Here is a 17,282-nt window from a genome sequence, read left to right as displayed (position 1 = left end):
GGTTAGGGGATCGGCCTCCGGCCGGGCGGGGGCTGTCATCCGGCCGCAAGCCTTTGGTACGAAAGGACGCACATCAGGCCCGGCCACCAGAGAAGAAGTGAGGAAACCGCGGAAAAATGCGCTATGTCCTGGGTGTCCATCTCGGCACCACGCGCACGACCGCGGCCGTCTGCCGATCCGGTGGGCCCCACTGGGGACGGCCCGAGACGGTCCCCCTCGGGGGTGGGTTCCCATGGCTCGACTCGGTGTTGCACGTCGGCCCGAACGGCGACGTCCTCACCGGTCAGGCGGCGCTCCGGCGCGCGGCCACGGAGCCAGACCGGATCGCCCGCGGGCCGCTGCGCCGCACCGGCGACGCCGTCCCGTTCGTGCTCGGCGACATGTCGTACCCGGCCGAGACACTGGCCGCGGCGCTGATCGGCTGGGTCGCCGACCGCGTCGCCGACGCCGAGGGCACCGATCCGGAGCGGATCGTGGTGACCCACCCGCCCGGCTGGTCAGGGCACCGGCGCGGGGCCCTGCACGAGGCGCTCGACGCCGCCCAGCTGCCCGCTGTGCTGGCGTTGCCGAGCCCGATCGCAGCCGCGGAGAGTCACCACGCCCGTGAGCACGTGGACGTGGGCGCGACGCTGGCGGTCTGCCGCATCGGCGGGGAGGGCACCGACGCCGCGCTGCTGCGCAGGGGCCCACGCGGCTTCGAGCTGCTCGCCCACGCCGAGGGCCCCGAGCACGCCGCGGGCACGCACCTGGACGACCTGCTCGTCCGGCACCTGGTTCGCGCCGCCGGGGCGGACGAGAAGGACCCGGCGGCGATGGCACGGCTGCGCGCCGCGTGCACCGCGGCCAAGGAGCGGCTCTCACAGGTGCCCGAGACGACGGTGCTCGACGACGTGCCCCTCACCCGCAGCGAGTTCGACGAGCTGGCGCGGCCCGTGCTGGCCTCGGCGATCTCGTCGCTCGAGCGGCTGGCCTCCACCGTGCCGTCCGGGGATCTCGCCGCGGCGGTGCTGGTGGGTGGCACGGCGCGCACCCCGCTCGCGGCGCAGCTCGCGGAGACGATGCTGTCGTGCCCGGTCGCGGTCGACCACGACCCCGGCACTGCCCTGTGCCGGGGCGCGGCGCTCGCCGCCCGCCCCGTGCCCGAGCCGGAGCCCACACGGGAGAGCACGTCGACGTCGCTCGTCTCGGGCTCGTACGAGCTGCCCGTGGTGTACCGCGGCGACGACCTGGACGACATCGAACCGCCACCGGAGCGACCGCCGGTGGAGATCACGCCGCTCGAGCCGCCGCGGCGCCGGTTCTCGCTGGCCCGCAAGGCGGCTTCGACCACCGATCGAGACGAGGAACGGTGAGCCTTACCGGGATCAGGACCGAGCTGCTGCTCGACGAGCCGACGCGCGAGCTGTGCGCGGCCGTCGCGAGCGGGCGGCTCGCCCCCGCGCGGCTGGCGATCGTCGCGCCCGGCGGCTATGGCAAGACCGCGTTGCTCGACCACCTCGCCAGTGCCCGAACCCGCTCGGACCTGCCGGTCGCCCGCTTCGGCGAGCACACCGGCGGCTCGGAGCTGGTGCTGGTGGACGACGCCCACGAACTGGGCGACACCGGGCTCGCCGAGCTGAGTGAGCTGGCGGCCGACGACCGCACCGGGCTCGTGATCGCGGCCCGGCCATGGCCAAGGCCCCCCGCGCTCGACACCGCGCTCACGCGGCTGCGGGGTCAGATCGTCCTGCGCCCGCTGGACCGGCGCCGGATCGCGGCCCTGCTCGGAAGGGCGCACGCCGGGCTCGCGGAGTTCGTGCAGGCGGAGACCGCCGGCGTGCCGGGGTTCGTCAGCCGCCTCGCCGGTGTTCTCGAGCCGGAGGCGGAGGTGCCCTCGGCCGCGCTCGCGGAGTTCCGCCCCGAGTTCGACAGGCTCGCGCCCGACACGCTCCTGGTCCTGCTCGCCGCCGAGGCCGGCGCCGGGCTCGACACCGGGCTGCTCTCGGGCCTGCTCGGCAAGGCCGAGAACGAGGTCGCCGGCGCCGTCGACGCCGCGCGCTCGACCGGGCTCCTCGGCCCCGACGGCACGCTGCTGCCCATCGCGAGGCGCGCGCTCGCCGCGCTCGTTCCCTCCGACCGGCGGCTCGCCGTCTACCAGCGGCTCGTGCGGCTCCAGCTCGACCGGCGCGGCCCCGTGCTCTCGCTCGTGCGGCCGCTGCTCGGCAGTGGGCTCACCGGGCCGGAACCCGCCGCGGCGTTCGAGGCGGCGGCCGACGAGGCCGCCGGGACCGACCCGGCGCTGGCCGCGCGCCTCTTCGACGCCGCCGTGGCCGCTGGCCTGCCCCTGACCGGCGTCGGCACCCGCTGGGCGGAGGCCGCCGCGCGGGCGGGTGACCTCACCACGGCGGCGCGACTGGCCGACCAGGTGATCGCCGATCCGGAGGCGCGCGACCGCAGGGACGGCGCACGCGTGGCGGGCATCGCGCTCGTGCACCTCGGTCAGCTGGCCCGCAGCGCGGAGTTGTTCCGCTGGTCCGGCACCCGGCTGTGCACTGTGTACGCCGCCATCGGATTGCTCGGCAACGGGCGGCTCGCCGAAGCGGAGCGGGCACTCGACCCGCCTGCCGACGCCGACGAGCCGCCGACGCTGCTCTCCGGCTCGATGACCGCCGCGGCGCAGGGCGTGCTCGAGTCGGTGTCGGGCCCCCCGGCCGCCGCGTTGTCCACCTTGGTCAGCTCGGCGGAGATGCTGGAGCCCGTGGGCCGCTCGGCCCTGCTGCCCGACAGCCCGTCCGCACTGGGTGCGCTCGTCGGCATCCACTGTGGCGAGCTGGGGGTAGCCGAGACACTGCTGGAGCGGGCCGTCGCGGCGGAGTCCGGCGGCGCCGCGCTGGCCCCGCGCCACCGGTTGCTGCTCGGCTGGATCTCCGTGCTGCGCGGCAACACCGAGCTCGCGGCGGAGCGTCTCGCCGCGGCGGGCACCGATCTGTCGCCGCGCGACTGGCTGTTCGCCGCCGGCCTGCGGGCCGCGCTCGCGCGCCGGACGAGCGACCTCGCCGGCCTGCGCACCGTCTGGGGCGAGGCGTGCGACGCCGTCATCCGGCATCCCGTCGACCTGTTCGCACTGCTGCCCTTCGGTGAGCTCGCGGTGGCGGCCGCGCGGCTCGGCGACCGCGAGCGGCTCGCCCACCACCTGCGCCAGGCGTGGCGGCTGCTCGACTCGCTGGGCAACCCTGCACTGTGGACAGCGCCGCTGCACTGGAGCGGTCTGCACGCGGCGATCATGGCCGAGCAGTCCGACGAGGCCCGCGAGCATGTCACCGCGCTGACCTCGGCCGCGGGGCACAGCCCGTTTCACGCCGTGGTGGCCGCGGCCGCGGACTGCTGGCTGCACGTGGTGGCGGGCGAGGTCGACGCCGACCGGGTCGAGTCGGCGGCGCGGGGCCTTTACGACAACGGGCTCCGCTGGGACGCGGCGCGACTGGCGGGCCAGGCCGCGATCCGCACCACGGACCGCTCCGCGATGGTGTCGCTGTTGGACTGTGCCCGTGAACTGCGGGGCCGCGAGCCCGGCGAGGCGGTGACCGACGCGGGCGGCGCCCCGAAGCTGAGCGAGCGCGAAGCCCAGGTCGCCGAGCTCGTTGTTTCCGGCATGACGTACAAGCAGGTCGGCGACCAGCTGTTCATCTCGGCGAAGACCGTCGAACACCACATGGCCCGCATGCGCCAGCGCCTCGGCGCCACGAGCCGCAGCGACCTGCTGGCCCAGCTCCGCGCCCTGCTGGCCTCTCGCCCGCAGTGAAGGCCACCATGCCTGCGTTGATCGAACACAGCGGCGCGGAGCGCCTCCGTTTGGGGTGGTGGCGGGAGACGGGTGGGCGCAGTGAAGGTGGCCTTCACTGCAGTCGGCTAGTACCTCCGGTCGATCACGGCTCCCGTCGCGGCGGTCCACTGGATGTAGCCGTGCTGGAAGTTGTTCCTGCGCCCGCCCGTGACGGCGAACTCGCCGCTCGTCGGGTAACCGAGGTAGGAACGTTCCCACCCGAGCGCGGCCCAGCGGGTCCGGATCGCACCGTAGATGTCGCGGGCACCGGTGCCCGCGGTCCAGTAGATCGACCCGGTCTTGGAGAAGTGGTTGTACCGCCCACGACCGTCCGGCGTCACGCGCTCGTCCGTGGTCGGGTAGCCAAGCGGCCCGTTCTCCCAGCCCAGCGCCGCCCAACGCTTGCGGATCTCGCCCCAGATGCCGTGCGCACCCGTGGCCGCGGTCCAGTAGATCGACCCGGTCTTGGAGAAGTGGTTGTACCGCCCACGACCGTCCGGCGTCGCCGTCTCGTCGGTGGTCGGGTAGCCCAGCGGCCCGTTCTCCCACCCGAGCGAGGCCCACTTCTTGCGGATCTCGCCCCAGATGCCGTGGGCACCGGTGCTCGGTGTCCAGTAGACGGACGCCGGGCCACCGCCGGGCAGGCCGGCGAAGTGGTTGTACCGGCCGACGCGGTCCGGGGTCGCCGTCTCGTCGGTCATCGGCGGGCCGAGTGTCCGGTGCGCGCCGAGCGCGACGTACTTGTCGTGGATCGCGCCGATGACGGCCTTCGTGCCCGTCGACGCCGACCAGTAGAGGCGCCCGTTGGCGTACGGGCGGTAGTACACGCCGCCCTCGATCACCTCGGGTCCCACGGGGGAGCCGAGCACCGAGCGCAGCCCGGGATCAGAGTCGTAGCGCTGCTGCACCGGGGTCGTGTACTCGGCGTTGAGCGTCAGATCACTGTCGCCCATGGTGATCGTGCGACTCGCTGTGGCCGGGCCGTCGGTCCACCTCGCGAACTTCGAGAGCCCGTCGCTCGCCGTGACCGCGGCCTCGATCTTCAGCAGCGCGCCCTCGGTGACCATCGCGGTGCTGCCGCCGACCCCCTCGTCGGGCATCTGCAGCGCGGTCGGGACGTTGCTGGTGAGCGTCACGCGGTGTTCCCTCGGCGCGGCGACGTAGGTGTATGTCGTGGACACTCCGTCGCTGTCGGTCGCCTTGGCCGTGAACTCCATCCGCGAGTCCGGATGGTCGGTGAACGGCATGGTGATCGTCGGACCCGCAGCCGCGGGGCCGCTGTGCACGTGGCAGGTGTCCTCCTCCGCGCAGTGCACGACGGCACTGGTCCATTCCACGTCGAGGGGGCCGTCCTCGGCGTCCGTCGCGTTCACCGTCACCCGGACCTGCTCGCCGACGGCGAAGTCGAGCCCCTCCGGGGTCACGGGTGTGATCACGGGGGCGTAGTTGCCGGGCACCACGGTGATGTCGAGGCTCGCGGCCAGCCCCAGCTGGTCGGTCACGGTCAGCCGAGCGGTGAACCTGTCCGGCGTCGACGGGTAGGTGTGCGTGGCCCGCACGCCGGTGCCGGTGGTGCCGTCGCCGAAGTCCCATCTGTACGTGAGCCGGTCGCCGTCGTAGTCGATCGACTCGGAGGCGTCGAAGGTCACCGTGCGGGTGGCCGGGTCGGTGCTGGTGGACGCCTTCGCCACCGGCTCCGAGTTGCCCGGCACGTAGCTCAGCCTGCGCAGCTGGCCCGAGAGGATGTCGGCGTAGACGATGTCACCGCCCGGTCCGGTCGCGAACTTCACCGGGCCGCCGATGTCGAGGCCGAACGGCGGGTTCTCAATCGGCCTCGTCACGGTGCCCTGCGGCGTGAACTGCATCGTCCACAGCTTCTTGCCGACGTAGTCGCCGAAGAAGTACGTGTTCCGGTACTGCTCGGGGTAGGAGGTGCCGGTGTAGAAGACGCCGCCGGTGACGCTGTTGCCCTGGTCGATGGCGCTGCCGTGGCGGTAGGCCACGAGCGGCGGTGTGTTGCCGACGCCCGTGCACGCGGCGAGGCTGCTGTAGCCGGGCGTGCGCGAGTTGCCCTCCCAGCACGGCCAGCCGTAGCTCGCGCCGGGCTTCACGAGGTCGACCTCTTCCCACGTCTGATAACCGACGTCGCCGACCACGGGGTGTCCGGTGCGAGGGTCGAGCGAGAACCGGAACGGGCTGCGGAAACCGCTGGCGAACACTTTGCTCCTGGCCGAGCCGGGGTTCGCGGCGTCGTAGTACGGGTTGCCCGGCACGCCGTTGCCGTTGGGGAGGATGTGCAGGATCTTTCCCTGCACGGCGTTGACGTCGAGCGCGCGCAGCGCTCTGGTGTCGGTGCCGACGAAGTGGGCGACGTCTCCGATCGACACCCAGAGCGTGCCGTCGGCGGCGGCGATGATGCCCGTGATGCCGTGCACGGTGGCGTCGCCCGGCACCTGCAGCAGCGTGGTCTCGCCGGTGATGCCCGTCGGCTCACCGGAGCCCGTGACGGTCCAGGCGGCGAGGCGGATGTTGTAGGCGCCACCGCCGGTGGGCACCGAGCGCGCGAGGTAGATTTTGCGCGAGGTCTCGTAGTCGGGCGCGACGGCGAGGCCGACAAGGCCCATGTCCTGCACGGGCTCCACCGGGAGCGTCGCGACCGTCCTCGTGCGGGAGCCGTCCGCGGAGACCCAGGCGAGCTTGCCGCGCTTGCCGGTGGTCAGCACGCTGCCGTCGGGCAGGTAGGCGAAATCGGTCAGGTCGAAAGCGTCCTGGCCGCTCTGCTGGTCCCTGAGCACGAATCCGTCGGGCAGCGCCGGCGCGGCCGCGGCCTGGCGAGGAGCGAAGCCGACGAGCAAACCGACGGCCATGAGGGTGACCCCGAACAGCGCAAACGCGCGCGAGAACGAGCGCTTCCATGCGGACGACATGCCCGCTTTTCGCTAGATCGAGTGAGAATGTTTCACCTGACTGGGTGAAGTAATTCGACTGTGACCACAACAGGTAGCCCGTAGAAATGCGATCGGGGCGGGCATCCGCATGGGAATGCCCGCCCCGATCGAGAGCGGTAGCGGTGGGATTTGAACCCACGGACGGGGGTCACCCGTCACACGATTTCGAGTCGTGCTCCTTCGGCCGCTCGGACACGCTACCGCCGGATACGATACTGCATCGGCTCAACGCGCTTCGAATGGGTCGCCGGGTGCGCGCCTGCCTGCGAAGAAGTCCTCCAGCAGCGCCGAACACTCCTCGGCGAGGACCCCACCGACCACCTCCGGCCGGTGGTTCAGCCGCCGGTCGCGCACCACGTCCCACAGCGAGCCGACCGCGCCCGTCCTCGGCTCCCACGCCCCGAACACGAGCCGAGCCACGCGTGCGAGCACCAACGCGCCGGCGCACATCGTGCACGGCTCCACCGTCACCGCGAGCGTGCAGCCCTCCAGCCGCCAGCCGTCGCCGAAGCGGCTCGCCGCCGCCCGCAGCGCCAGCACCTCGGCGTGCGCGGTGGGGTCGCCGAGCTCCTCTCGGGCGTTGTGCGCACCGGCGAGCTCGGTGCCGTCGGGGGCGAGGACCACCGCCCCGATCGGGACGTCCTCCGTGCCCCGCGCGCGCCGCGCCGCGCGGATGGCCGCCCGGACGGCATCGGTGTCTTCGGGCCTCACAGGTCGTCGAGCAGCTTGCCGAACTCGTCGGCGAACCCGCAGCGCTGGGCGATCATCTGCAGCTGCTCGTCCGGGTACAGCTCGACCTCGTTGACGATGACCTCAAGCTCGGGGCCGGGCATGCCGAGATCGGCCAGCACCTCGAGGTCGCCCTCCGGCCAGATCACGTCGTCGTCCTCGTCGGGCGGGTCGACGCGCAACAGGTCCAGCACGTCGGCCGCGATGTCGTAGTCCAGCGCCGCCGCGGCATCGGAGAGCAGCAGCGCCGCGCCTCCAGGCGTCGGCCGGACGATGACGAAGAACTCGTCATCGACGGCGAGCAGGCCGAAGACCGCTCCGGTCGAGCGCAACTTCCGCAGCTCCGTGATCGCGGCATCCAGTTCGCTGAGAGCGGCCGTGTCGAGCGGACTGCACCGCCACTTGCCGTCCTCGCGCACGACGGCCACCGCGAACCCCGTGATCGGCTCCTTCACCGCCATGGGCCCACCGTATACCCGCAGGCCCCCTCCCCGATCGCCGAAACCACAACCGGGTCCGTGTCAATATCGAGCCATGACGGGACCCACCGAGTTGCCCTCCCTGCCCGACGCCCGCTTCGCCGGGCTGCGTGCCGAAGCCGAGGCCCTTCAGCCGACGACGATCGCTCTGCGCAGGCGGCTGCACCGGCATCCGGAGATCGGGCTGAGCCTGCCCCGGTCGCAGGAAGCGGTGCTGGCGGCCATCGACGACCTGCCGCTGGAGATCACGCGCGGTCGCTCGACCACCTCGGTCACGGCCGTGCTGCGTGGTGCGCGTCCGGGACCCGCCGTGCTGCTGCGCGGCGACATGGACGCGCTGCCGATGCCCGAGGACACCGGCGCGGAGTTCGCGTCCGAAGTAGCCGGTGCGATGCACGCGTGCGGCCACGACACGCACGTCGCGATGCTCGCCTCGGCGGCGCGCCTGCTCGCGGGACATACCGAGGAGCTGGCCGGCTCGGTGGTGTTCATGTTCCAGCCCGGCGAGGAGGGTTATCACGGAGCCAGGCACATGATCCACGAGGGTGTGCTCGACGCCGCGGGGTCGCGCGTGGAACGCGCGCTGGGGCTGCACATCTTCGCGAACCTGCCGAGCGGGCGGATCGCCACCAGGCCGGGGCCGATCATGGCCTCGGCCGACAGCTTCCACGTCAAGGTCACCGGCAGGGGCGGGCACGGCTCGATGCCGCAGAACGCCGTGGACCCGGTGCCCGCGGCGGCCGCGATGGTCGGCGCGCTGCAGACGATGATCACGCGCCGGATCGGTGTCTTCGACCCCGCCGTGCTGTCGGTGACCAGGATCGAGGCGGGCACCACCACCAACGTCATCCCGGAGACGGCCGTGCTGGAGGGCACCATCCGCACGCTGTCGGAGCGCACACGCTCACTCGTGCACGCCGAGCTGCACAAGGTGTGCGAGGGTGTCGCGGCAGCGCACGGCTGCCGCGTCCTGCCCGACATCGAGCCCGGCTACCCCACGACCGTCAACGACGCGGAGGAGGCGTCGCGGGTGCTCGCCCTCGCCGGAGAGGTACTCGGCGCGGACAACGCCGTCGAGATGCCCGACCCGATCATGGGGGCAGAGGACTTCTCCTACGTGCTGCAACGGGTGCCGGGCGCGTTCGCGTTCCTCGGCGCGTGCCCGCCGGACACCACACCGGACGAGGCCGCGCCCAACCACTCGAACCGGGTCCACTACGACGAGGCCGCGATGGCGAACGGCGTGGCGATGTACGCGGCCTTCGCACTGGACGCCTTGCGCTGATGCGGCAGGATGGGCGCCGTGCGTGACGTATGCGTGATCGGACTCGGGCTCATCGGCGGTTCGGTGCTGCGGGCCGCCTCGGCGGCGGGCAGGACCGCGTGGGGCGCGACTCGGTCCACTGTGGACACCGAGGCGGCGGTGGCCGACGGCTACGACGCGACCACCGACGTGGCCGGGGCGGTGCGCAGAGCCGGGGAACGGGACGCGCTCGTCGTGCTCGCGGTGCCGTTGCCCGCCGTCGAGGACGTACTGGCACTCGTCGGCGAGCACGCGCCGGAATGCCTGCTCACCGACGTGACGAGCGTGAAGATGCCCGTGCTCGACGCTGTCCGGCGGCACGCGCCGCGAACCCGGTACTGCGGAGGGCATCCCATGGCCGGGACGGCGCTGTCGGGGTGGGCCGCGGGCACACCGGCGCTGTTCTCGGGTGCCGCGTGGGTGGTGTGCGCGGAGGAGGACACCGATCTCGGCGCGTGGCGGGAAGTCGCCGCGCTCGCGCTCGACGCGGGTGCGCACGTGGTGCCGCTGCGTGCGGCCGCGCACGACGAGGTGGTGGCCCGCATCTCGCACCTGCCGCACCTGCTCGCGGCGGTGCTCGCCTCCGTCGGCGCGTACGGCGGACCGCTCGCGGCCGCGCTCGCCGCCGGTTCCTTCGCCGACGGCACCCGGGTCGCGGGCACCCGGCCCGAGCTGGTGCGGGCGATGACCGAGGGCAACCGCGCGGCGTTGCTGCCGGTGCTCGACGAGGCGCTCGGCAAGCTCGGCGCCGCGCGCGGGTCACTCGCCTCGACCGGTGGGCTCGCGGCGACCATCGACGCCGGGCACGAGGGTCTGCAGAGGCTGGACAAGCACAGAACGGCACCACGCACCGGGGTCCGCGTCGACCTCGGTGCGCCCGACGCTCGCGACGGGCTGCTCGCGCTGGGCGAGCGTGGTGGCCGGATCACCGGCCTGGACGGCGACGTCCTGACCGGTGAGGTGGGGTAGCGCCCGCCGCTACGGGTTCTGCGGCGGGTTCGGCGGCTGCGGCGGGTTCGGGGGCGGGGTCTGCGGACCGCCCTGGCCCGGCTGGCCGCCACCTTCGCCGCCCGCGTTCTTGTGCAGGAAGTCCTTGGCCTTCTTGGTCGCGTTGTCGATCTGGTCGGACCTGTTGCCGAACTTCGACTTGGCGAAGCCGCTCGCCTTGTCGAGACCCTGTTCGACCTTGTCGCTGTTCTTGCTCAGCGCGTCCTGAGCCTTCTTCTTGAGCTCGTTGAAGTTGATGCCCATGTACCCAATCCACCAGTATCCAGGGCCGAGCGCAACGGGAGGACTCCCTTCGTGGTCACCCTCGGCGCCGGAAAGTGAAGCGTGACCTGGTGAAATCCGGGCCCCGGACCGCGTCGAGCGCGTTTTCCAGCTGGTCTGCGACGCCGGAGAGCTCGTCGCCTCCGGGCAGGTCGACGTCGGCGGGCTCGCGCTGCTCGCGCACCGCGGCGGCCAGCACGGCGAGCCCTTCGACGAGCAGGCGGACGTCCTCCTCGGCCGGCGGCTCGGCGCCGTGCTCGATCGTCACCACCACCGCGGTGACGGCGTCGGTGAGCTGCTCCAGCGCCACGATCGCGGGCCACCACGCCGCGGCCTGCCGTCCCGCGGGCGAGGGCTCCACCACGAGCTGCTGGAAGGCCGTCCGCAGATCGGCGAGCCCGCGATACGCGCGGCGCCGCCGCCTGGACCGCTCTGTCCGGTCCTGCGGCGTCTCTGCCGCCCTTAGCCCGTACTCGACGTAGAGCGCGACGGTGTCGGCCACCTCCGCGAGCCGCCCGCCGACCCGTGGCTGCCTGCTGCCCGGCCACAGCAGGTAGCCGAACACGAGCACGATCGCGCAGCCGATGACGGTGTCGACGAGCCTCGCGAGCACGAGCGGCCAGTCCCCACCCGCCGTCAGGTCCATCTGGACGATGATCAACGGCGTCACGAAGGCGCTGAGGATGCCGTAGTTGCGGACCTTGCCGATGGCCGCGCCCGCGGCGAACAGCGCGACGAGCACCACCAGCCCGAGCCCGCTCGTGCCGATGCCCAGCACCGCGGCGCCGATCCCGACGCCGACCACCGTGCCGAGCCCGCGCAGGACCGCCCTGCCGAAAACCGAGCCGAAGTCGGGCTTCAGCACGATGCCGACGGTCAGCGTGATCCAGTAGGAGCGTTCCACCGGCACCAGCAGGCTGACCAGCTCCGCGAGCGCGACGCACAGCGTGAGCCGCAGCGCGGCGATCCAGGTGAGCGGCCCGGAGGCCAAGAGGCTCAGCCACTCCCGCATGCGCGTGCGCGCCGGCACGCGGTCCCTGCGCTGCCGCTCCTGCTCGGTGCTGATCTTGCCGAGGGCGTGGTACAGCGCGGCGACGGCGGGGTCGTCGTGGTCGCGGCGCGGCGGCTCGGGCAGCGGCGCACCGGCGAGCACGGCCGCGGCCAGGTCGGTGAAGTGCTCGATGACGTCCCTCGGCGCGCGTGCGCCCGCGTTGACCATCGCCACCGATGCCTCGACGGCGGGAGTGCTGGCGGAGAGCAGGTTGAGCAGCTTGCGGTAGGTGACGTCCCGCCCTGACAGCCACGACCGGGCGTTGAGCAGCCGGTCGTAGGCGGTGTTCATGGCGGCCGTGAGCTGCTGGCGCGACGCGAGCGAGGTCGCCTCGTCCTGCGCCGAGTGCAGCGCGGCGAGCTCGATGTAGACCTGGGCGACCGCGTGCCGCTCTGGCGACGTGGCGTGCACCGTCCAGCCTGCGAGCGCCACGACCAGTCCCCACGCCGCGCCGCCGACGAAGCAGGCGAGCGCGGCCTCGGCCTCCGTGCCCATCGTGTGCTGGCCGGTGCCGAGCACGGTGAACACGAACAGCTGCAGCGCGGCGATCGACGCGTTGTTGCCTGCCGCGCTGATCAGCGCCGAGATGGCCGACACGAGCACGACGAGCGGGATCGACAGTGCCAGCTCGCCACCGGTGAACAGGCCGAGCGCGAACCCGATGACCGCGGCGGACGCCGCTCCGCACAGCCGCACCGCGCGGTAGCGGTAGGGGCCCGCGGCGTCGGCGAGCACGGTCGGCAGCGCGCCGCTGGAGACGAGCGCACCGAGCTGGAGCTCGTCGAACGCGAAGCCGACCGCGATCGGCACCGCCAGCGCGAGTGCCGCGCGCACCGCTCTCGCCCATGGGATCGGCGCGGGGGATGAGCGGAGGAGGTGAACGAGCCAGCGCGGCGCGGGCAGGTCGGCACGGGTCGAGCTCACCCCGTCATCTTCGCCCATTCCAGTATGTTCGCTGCGATGGTCGGCAAGACGTTCACGTTCGAGGTGCGGCGGACCAGCACCGCCGCGCCGGAGACCCTGTTCGCGCTGGAGACCGACGGCGAGCGATGGTCGAGCTGGGCACGGCCACTGGTGCTGCAGTCAAGCTGGGCCCGTCACGGCGAGCACGCGCCGGGCGGCGTGGGCGCCGTGCGCAGGGTCGGGCTGTGGCCGGTGCTGCTCGGTGAGCAGACCGTGGTCTACGAGCCGCACCGCAGGCACGTCTACACCTTCGCCGACGGGAGCGCGCCCGTGCGCGACTACCGAGCCGAGGTGCTGTTCACGCCGAACGACGCGGGCGGCACGGACCTCACCTGGCGCGGCTCGTTCACCGAGCGCGTCCCTGGCACCGGCCTGCCGCTGCGTACCGTCCTGCACGCGGCGGTCCGCTTCCTCGCCACCCGCCTGATCGCCGCCGCCGAACGCGAGTGACCGCCCCCCAAGGCCACCTTTGTTGCGTTGAACGCAACAAAGGTGGCCTTGGGGGACGTACGGAGTCAGCCGGCGCCGAGGCAGAGGAACGGGCGGCGCAAGGGGTCCGCGGCGGTCGCCTCGGCGAGCGCGACGGCGGGTGAGGTGCCCGCCGCGAGCTGCCGGTGCAGGTCGGCCATCGCCTCCGCCGCGGCGCCGTCGCCGACCCGTGCGACCGCGCCGACCACCGTGCGCGAACCGCTGGCCAGCAACGCGCCCGCGAAGCCGAGTGCCTCCTCGCCAGGCCGGATGTGGCTGAGCGCCAGCTCGCACGCCGCCAGCACGACGCGCTCCGGCGGGTTGGCCAGGCGGGCGGCCTCGTGGGCGAACAGCGGGCCGTCCACGAGGTCCAGCCGCGAGAACAGCGCGTTCGCCGGCTCGTGCGCCCCGTGCGCCACCAGGTGCGCGACTCCGGAACCGTCCAGGGCGGCGAGCACGTTCGCGCTCGTCGCCAGCTCGCCGTCGACGATGCTCGCGCTCGGGTACACCGAGCGCAGCTGCCGCACCTCGCCGACGGCCCCCGGCACGCCGGGTCCACCGACGAGCACCACCGACTCGGGACCGGGGTTGCTGGCCGCGGCCACCCACGCCGTCGCCGACGGAGCGATCGACAACGCCCGCCCGCGCAGCGTCGGCAGCGCGCCCCACGGCAGCGCGTGCAGGGAGCCGGTCGGGACGATCACCAGTTCCCGATCGCCGAGCACGCCGCGCAGCGGCCGGATCAGCAGCTCGTCGAGCGCCGCCGCCCTGCGCCGCGCCGACGCCGTCACGGCGGTGGCCAGCGGGGCGGGCAGGTGGTCGGGCGCGAGCGCGTCGAGGTCGGCGTGCAGCTGCTGCGCGGTTTCCTCGGCCTCACCCAGCGAGCCGAGCCGCACGAGCCGGAACCGCCCGTCACGCACCACCACGGCCGCGAGCGTGTCGCCGTGGCCGACGAGGCTCACCAGCACCCGCTGCCCGAGCGTGTCCGCGACCTCCTCCGGCGAGCTCACGGGCCGGGGCCTGCCCCAGCGGCTCGTGTACCAGCCGAGCCTGCTGGCCTCCCGCTGGAGCCAGGCGTAGCGCTGTTCGAGCGCGGCGACGGAGCGGCCGGCGAGCCGGTGCTGCTGCACGGTGCGCTGGACGTGCCGCATCTCGGTGATGTGCTTGGCCAGCACGGGATCGTCGATGGCTGGCATGGGCTCGTACCGGTAGACCTGCGCGCGCGTGCGCTCCTGCCACGCGAAGAGCCTGCGCGCCCCGGCTTCGCCATTGGCGGTGTCGAGCACGAGCCCGACGGCGAGGGCGCCGAGCTCTTGGCCGTGCACGGCGGTGCCGCACAACAGGTCCAGCCCGCCCATGCGGTCACGGGCCCAGCCCAGCTCGGTCAGCCCGCCCCTCGCCTGCGCGAGCGCTGAGCGCGTCCGCCCGGTCGCGACGGCCAGCTCCGCCCGGCACAGCCGCAACAGCATGCGGTGGTCGACAGGCGTCGTACGGCGGGGCCGGGGCACCCTGGCGAGCTGTGCGGTCGCGGCGTCGACCTCACCCCTGCGCAGCAGCAGACGCACGGCGAGCAGCCGGGCCGCGGCCGCCTCGTCACGCAGCCCCAGCTCGGCGAGCCGTTCCGCGAGCCGGACGAGACCCGAGGGCAGGCGTGCGGGAGGGCGCGTGCCCGACTCGAGTGCCTCCATCGCGTCGGCCCGGTGCCGGGTGAGCGCTGCGACCTCCGCCCACGGCACGTTGCCTCGGCGCAGGAACCGGCGGCGCGCGGCGACGGCGAGCTTGCGGGCCAGCGCGATGTCGCCCTCCAGCAGCGCCGCGGCCGCCCTGGCGACCTCGGCCTCGGCGACGTCCTGGATCACGCGGTTGCGGCGCAGCTCGGGCAGCGCCTCGTCGAGGTGGCGGGCGGCTTCCGCGGCCAGCCCCGCGACGAGCAGTGCCCTTGCCTGGTCGATGCGGACCCTCGCCAGCCAGCCCGGTGCGGCCGACTCGAGTATTCGCGTGGCCTCGTCGTAGTGCCGCAGTGCGCCGGGGATGTCGCCGGCGAGCTGGGCGAGGTCGCCGAGCCCGTGCCGAGCCTTGCCCTCCAGCCGGGTGTGGTCGTGCTCGGCGGCGAGTTTGATGGCGCGGTCGAAGTCGCGCGACGCGGCGTCGAGGTTGCTCATCTCGGCGTGGATCTGCGCGCGGTTGAGCACGGTGCGTGCGAGCAGCAGGCCGTCGCCGTCGTCGAGACGCTCCAGCGTGGGGATGATCGCGTCGAACAGGGCGAGCGACTCGGCGAGGCGGCCGACGCGAAAGAGCAGCAGCGCGCGCTGGCCGGACACCACGGCCTGCAGCTCCTGCCTGCGCACCCCGTCGGGCAGCAGGTCGAGCTGCGCCTGCGCGCGTTTGAGGCCACGGAAGCCCTCAGCGGTGGAGCCGACCTCGGCCGTGGCCAGCGCGAGGCTGATCAGCACGCGAACGCGCGCGCCGATCCACTCGGGCCCTTCGCCGCCGTCCTCGAGCGCCCGCAGCGCCTTGCGCAGCAGCCGGATGGCCTCCATGTTGTGCGCGCTGCCCGCCGCGTCGTTGGCTCGCCGGTGCACGTCGAGAACGGCGGCCAGGGCTCGATTCTGTTGTCGATCGCCACGCACGGGGTCTATGGGAGCACATCCACCGCGTCGCGACGCAAGCTGGATCCTTTACAACACAACCGCCGGAGTGACAACGGTTCGACGGCACGAATTTCCGTCGATGTACACCACTATCTGGGTGGTCCCGCAGGGAACATCGTGCAGGACGAACCGCCCGCCGTCGTCCGCGACCGTCGAGACGGAGTCGTGCCCGGCGACGCGGACCTCAACTCCGTACTCGCCCTCGGGCACCAGCCAGCCGTCGATGCGGTGCCGGGCGCCGACCTTGGTCAGGTTGATCATCACGGTGAGATCGCTGACCGTGAACGTGATCGTGCCCTGTGCGACGCTGCGGACGCCGACCAGTTCGTCGGCACGCTCCCAGCGGGCGACCTCGACGTCGAGGTCCTCCAGCTCCAGTGCGAACTGCACCCGCTCGACCAGGCCCTCAGGCGGGGGATCGAGTTCGTGCACGAGCCGGTCGAGCTCCATGAGCAGCGTCTGGTCGTCCGGGAAGGTGCTGCCTTCGTTCATGCGCTGCCCCCTTGAGCGTCAAGCAGTCCCCGCATGCGTTGCAGGCACCGGCCCCGCGTGGGCCCGATGCTGCCGTGCGGCATGCGGAGCACGTCCGCGACGAGCCGGTACTCGACGCGTCCCGCGAGCACGGTCAGCCGCAGCAGTTCCTGGCACCGCTGCGGAAGCTGGGCGAACGCGGCCCACAGCCCGCGATCGCGTTCGGCCCGCAGCACCTCGGCATCCGGGGCGGGCTGCGTGCTCGGCACGGTCTCGGCGAGCTCGTCGGTGAGCGGCACCGGCGACGGCTTGCGGCCACCGGCCCGCTGCGACTCGCGCCGGGCCGTGGTGATCAGCCACGCGGCGAGCGCGCGCGGATCGGCGAGCCGGTCGAGGTTGCGGAACAGGGCGAGCCACACCGTCTGCACCACGTCCTCGGCGGTGTGGCGGTCGAGCCCGTTGCCCCTCGCGACCTGCCACACCAGCGGCGTCAACTCGGTGACCAGGCGGTTCATGGCCAGCCGGTTGCCTGCGCGTGCCTCGTGCATGCACGCCGCGTAGAGCTCGTGGCCGTGCAGTCCCTCCCACGGAGGGTCCGCCTCGGCGGTTCTCGCGTCGGTCACCGCACCCGCCCTTCGCTGTCGCACTCTTCAAGTCGGCGCAGGCAGTATCTCGGTCTCGTGAGAACAGAGGAGAGGGGTGACGGCTGTCAGATACATGAGGTCACTCGTTTGGAGTAGCAGTTACGACGAAAGTGACCGAGCGGCGCGGTCTGTCCTCCCACGGCCGCGCCAACTCGGCCTCTATGAGGTGCCGGCCGGCGTCGACAACGTCGAACGCCAGCCGACGGACCCCACCTTTTCCCGGCGGTCCCTCCCCCTGAGACCTCCGGGCCGGATGGTCGACACCCCCACGGACGTACTCGTCGACGACCAGCCGGACCCCCTCCGGCAGGCGCAGTGACCACTGGTAACCCGACGTCCGGGTCTCCGGGAGCCGAAGCTCCACGGTGTCCCCGACACGCAGTTCCGCTGTTTTCCCCGCATCGGACTGCGCGAGCCGGACCAGTGCCACTGCTCCTCCCGTTCCTCTTCCCCCTGCGACGGTGGTGGCCGACGGCCCCCTCGACTGTCGGCCACCACCTGCTT

General features: G+C 72.9%; 14 protein-coding genes and 1 tRNA gene. 5 read left to right on the top strand and 10 right to left on the bottom strand.

Features of this window, described 5'->3' with window-relative positions; genetic code table 11:
- The first annotated feature begins 116 nt into the window (after positions 1-116).
- Both FCN18_RS17495 and FCN18_RS17490 read left to right on the top strand, forming a co-directional pair.
- A complete protein-coding gene (locus tag FCN18_RS17495; RefSeq protein ID WP_113641303.1) occupies positions 117-1,352 on the top strand; it encodes an Hsp70 family protein in 1,236 nt (411 codons plus the stop codon).
- Positions 1,349-3,781 (top strand): LuxR family transcriptional regulator, encoded by a 2,433-nt coding sequence (locus FCN18_RS17490; RefSeq protein WP_206077931.1) that lies wholly within the window; start codon positions 1,349-1,351, stop codon positions 3,779-3,781. Before FCN18_RS17495 ends, FCN18_RS17490 begins: the two co-directional genes overlap by 4 nt.
- Before the next feature lie 107 nt (positions 3,782-3,888).
- Here FCN18_RS17490 and FCN18_RS17485 read toward each other — a convergent pair whose 3' ends face one another.
- The 4 genes from FCN18_RS17485 to FCN18_RS17470 form a co-directional block, all read right to left on the bottom strand.
- A complete protein-coding gene (locus FCN18_RS17485; protein ID WP_137095635.1) occupies positions 3,889-6,729 on the bottom strand; it encodes a PQQ-dependent sugar dehydrogenase in 2,841 nt (946 codons plus the stop codon).
- A 135-nt stretch (positions 6,730-6,864) separates the two neighbouring features.
- A tRNA-Ser gene (locus FCN18_RS17480) sits at positions 6,865-6,952 on the bottom strand.
- A 23-nt stretch (positions 6,953-6,975) separates the two neighbouring features.
- Positions 6,976-7,461 (bottom strand): nucleoside deaminase, encoded by a 486-nt coding sequence (locus tag FCN18_RS17475; RefSeq protein ID WP_112265117.1) that lies wholly within the window; start codon positions 7,459-7,461, stop codon positions 6,976-6,978.
- Positions 7,458-7,940: a tRNA adenosine deaminase-associated protein gene (locus FCN18_RS17470; protein ID WP_112265119.1), complete on the bottom strand. Its 483-nt coding sequence runs from the start codon at positions 7,938-7,940 to the stop codon at positions 7,458-7,460. The genes FCN18_RS17475 and FCN18_RS17470 overlap by 4 nt, the downstream gene beginning before the upstream one ends.
- A 73-nt stretch (positions 7,941-8,013) precedes the next feature.
- Between FCN18_RS17470 and FCN18_RS17465 the strand changes: the two genes are divergently transcribed.
- Together FCN18_RS17465 and FCN18_RS17460 are read left to right on the top strand one after the other, a co-directional pair.
- Positions 8,014-9,243, top strand: a complete 1,230-nt coding sequence (locus tag FCN18_RS17465) for a M20 metallopeptidase family protein (protein ID WP_112265121.1) — start codon at positions 8,014-8,016, stop codon at positions 9,241-9,243.
- Between the two features lie 9 nt (positions 9,244-9,252).
- Complete coding sequence (locus FCN18_RS17460) at positions 9,253-10,230, top strand: prephenate dehydrogenase (protein ID WP_255565661.1); 978 nt, start codon at positions 9,253-9,255, stop codon at positions 10,228-10,230.
- A 9-nt stretch (positions 10,231-10,239) separates the two neighbouring features.
- Here the strand turns inward: FCN18_RS17460 and FCN18_RS17455 are convergent, their stop codons facing one another.
- Entirely contained in the window at positions 10,240-10,512 is a 273-nt protein-coding gene (locus tag FCN18_RS17455; protein ID WP_137095634.1) for an antitoxin, read from the bottom strand.
- A 55-nt stretch (positions 10,513-10,567) separates the two neighbouring features.
- Positions 10,568-12,505, bottom strand: coding sequence for an FUSC family protein (locus FCN18_RS17450; RefSeq protein WP_137095633.1), 1,938 nt, complete (start codon positions 12,503-12,505; stop codon positions 10,568-10,570).
- A 36-nt stretch (positions 12,506-12,541) separates the two neighbouring features.
- Here FCN18_RS17450 and FCN18_RS17445 point away from each other — a divergent pair, with 36 nt between their 5' ends.
- Positions 12,542-12,994, top strand: a complete 453-nt coding sequence (locus tag FCN18_RS17445; protein WP_113641329.1) for an SRPBCC family protein — start codon at positions 12,542-12,544, stop codon at positions 12,992-12,994.
- A 65-nt stretch (positions 12,995-13,059) separates the two neighbouring features.
- Here the strand turns inward: FCN18_RS17445 and FCN18_RS17440 are convergent, their stop codons facing one another.
- The 4 genes from FCN18_RS17440 to FCN18_RS17425 form a co-directional block, all read right to left on the bottom strand.
- Positions 13,060-15,552, bottom strand: coding sequence for a CHAT domain-containing protein (locus tag FCN18_RS17440; RefSeq protein ID WP_113641330.1), 2,493 nt, complete (start codon positions 15,550-15,552; stop codon positions 13,060-13,062).
- A 138-nt stretch (positions 15,553-15,690) separates the two neighbouring features.
- Positions 15,691-16,155 (bottom strand): carboxypeptidase regulatory-like domain-containing protein, encoded by a 465-nt coding sequence (locus FCN18_RS17435; RefSeq protein ID WP_112265125.1) that lies wholly within the window; start codon positions 16,153-16,155, stop codon positions 15,691-15,693.
- Positions 16,152-16,757 (bottom strand): RNA polymerase sigma factor, encoded by a 606-nt coding sequence (locus FCN18_RS17430; RefSeq protein WP_112265127.1) that lies wholly within the window; start codon positions 16,755-16,757, stop codon positions 16,152-16,154. The genes FCN18_RS17435 and FCN18_RS17430 overlap by 4 nt, the downstream gene beginning before the upstream one ends.
- A gap of 100 nt (positions 16,758-16,857) precedes the next feature.
- A complete protein-coding gene (locus FCN18_RS17425; RefSeq protein WP_137095632.1) occupies positions 16,858-17,208 on the bottom strand; it encodes a protease inhibitor I42 family protein in 351 nt (116 codons plus the stop codon).
- Positions 17,209-17,282: the final 74 nt, after the last annotated feature.

Origin of the sequence: Prauserella endophytica (genome assembly GCF_005146945.1) — a bacterium.
Classification (GTDB): domain Bacteria; phylum Actinomycetota; class Actinomycetes; order Mycobacteriales; family Pseudonocardiaceae; genus Prauserella_A; species Prauserella_A endophytica.
The sequence above is the reverse complement of the archived record's forward strand: the minus strand, read 5'-3'. Positions and strand labels throughout refer to the sequence as shown.

What these genes read in the sequence shown, in the direction of transcription:
- FCN18_RS17495 (WP_113641303.1), top strand. Translation starts at nt 117, where the DNA reads ATGCGCTATGTCCTGGGTGTCCATCTCGGCACCACGCGCACGACCGCG.
- FCN18_RS17485 (WP_137095635.1), bottom strand. Translation starts at nt 6,729, where the DNA reads ATGTCGTCCGCATGGAAGCGCTCGTTCTCGCGCGCGTTTGCGCTGTTC.
- FCN18_RS17470 (WP_112265119.1), bottom strand. Translation starts at nt 7,940, where the DNA reads ATGGCGGTGAAGGAGCCGATCACGGGGTTCGCGGTGGCCGTCGTGCGC.
- FCN18_RS17465 (WP_112265121.1), top strand. Translation starts at nt 8,014, where the DNA reads ATGACGGGACCCACCGAGTTGCCCTCCCTGCCCGACGCCCGCTTCGCC.
- FCN18_RS17460 (WP_255565661.1), top strand. Translation starts at nt 9,253, where the DNA reads ATGGGCGCCGTGCGTGACGTATGCGTGATCGGACTCGGGCTCATCGGC.
- FCN18_RS17455 (WP_137095634.1), bottom strand. Translation starts at nt 10,512, where the DNA reads ATGGGCATCAACTTCAACGAGCTCAAGAAGAAGGCTCAGGACGCGCTG.
- FCN18_RS17445 (WP_113641329.1), top strand. Translation starts at nt 12,542, where the DNA reads ATGGTCGGCAAGACGTTCACGTTCGAGGTGCGGCGGACCAGCACCGCC.
- FCN18_RS17440 (WP_113641330.1), bottom strand. Translation starts at nt 15,552, where the DNA reads ATGGAGGCCATCCGGCTGCTGCGCAAGGCGCTGCGGGCGCTCGAGGAC.
- FCN18_RS17435 (WP_112265125.1), bottom strand. Translation starts at nt 16,155, where the DNA reads ATGAACGAAGGCAGCACCTTCCCGGACGACCAGACGCTGCTCATGGAG.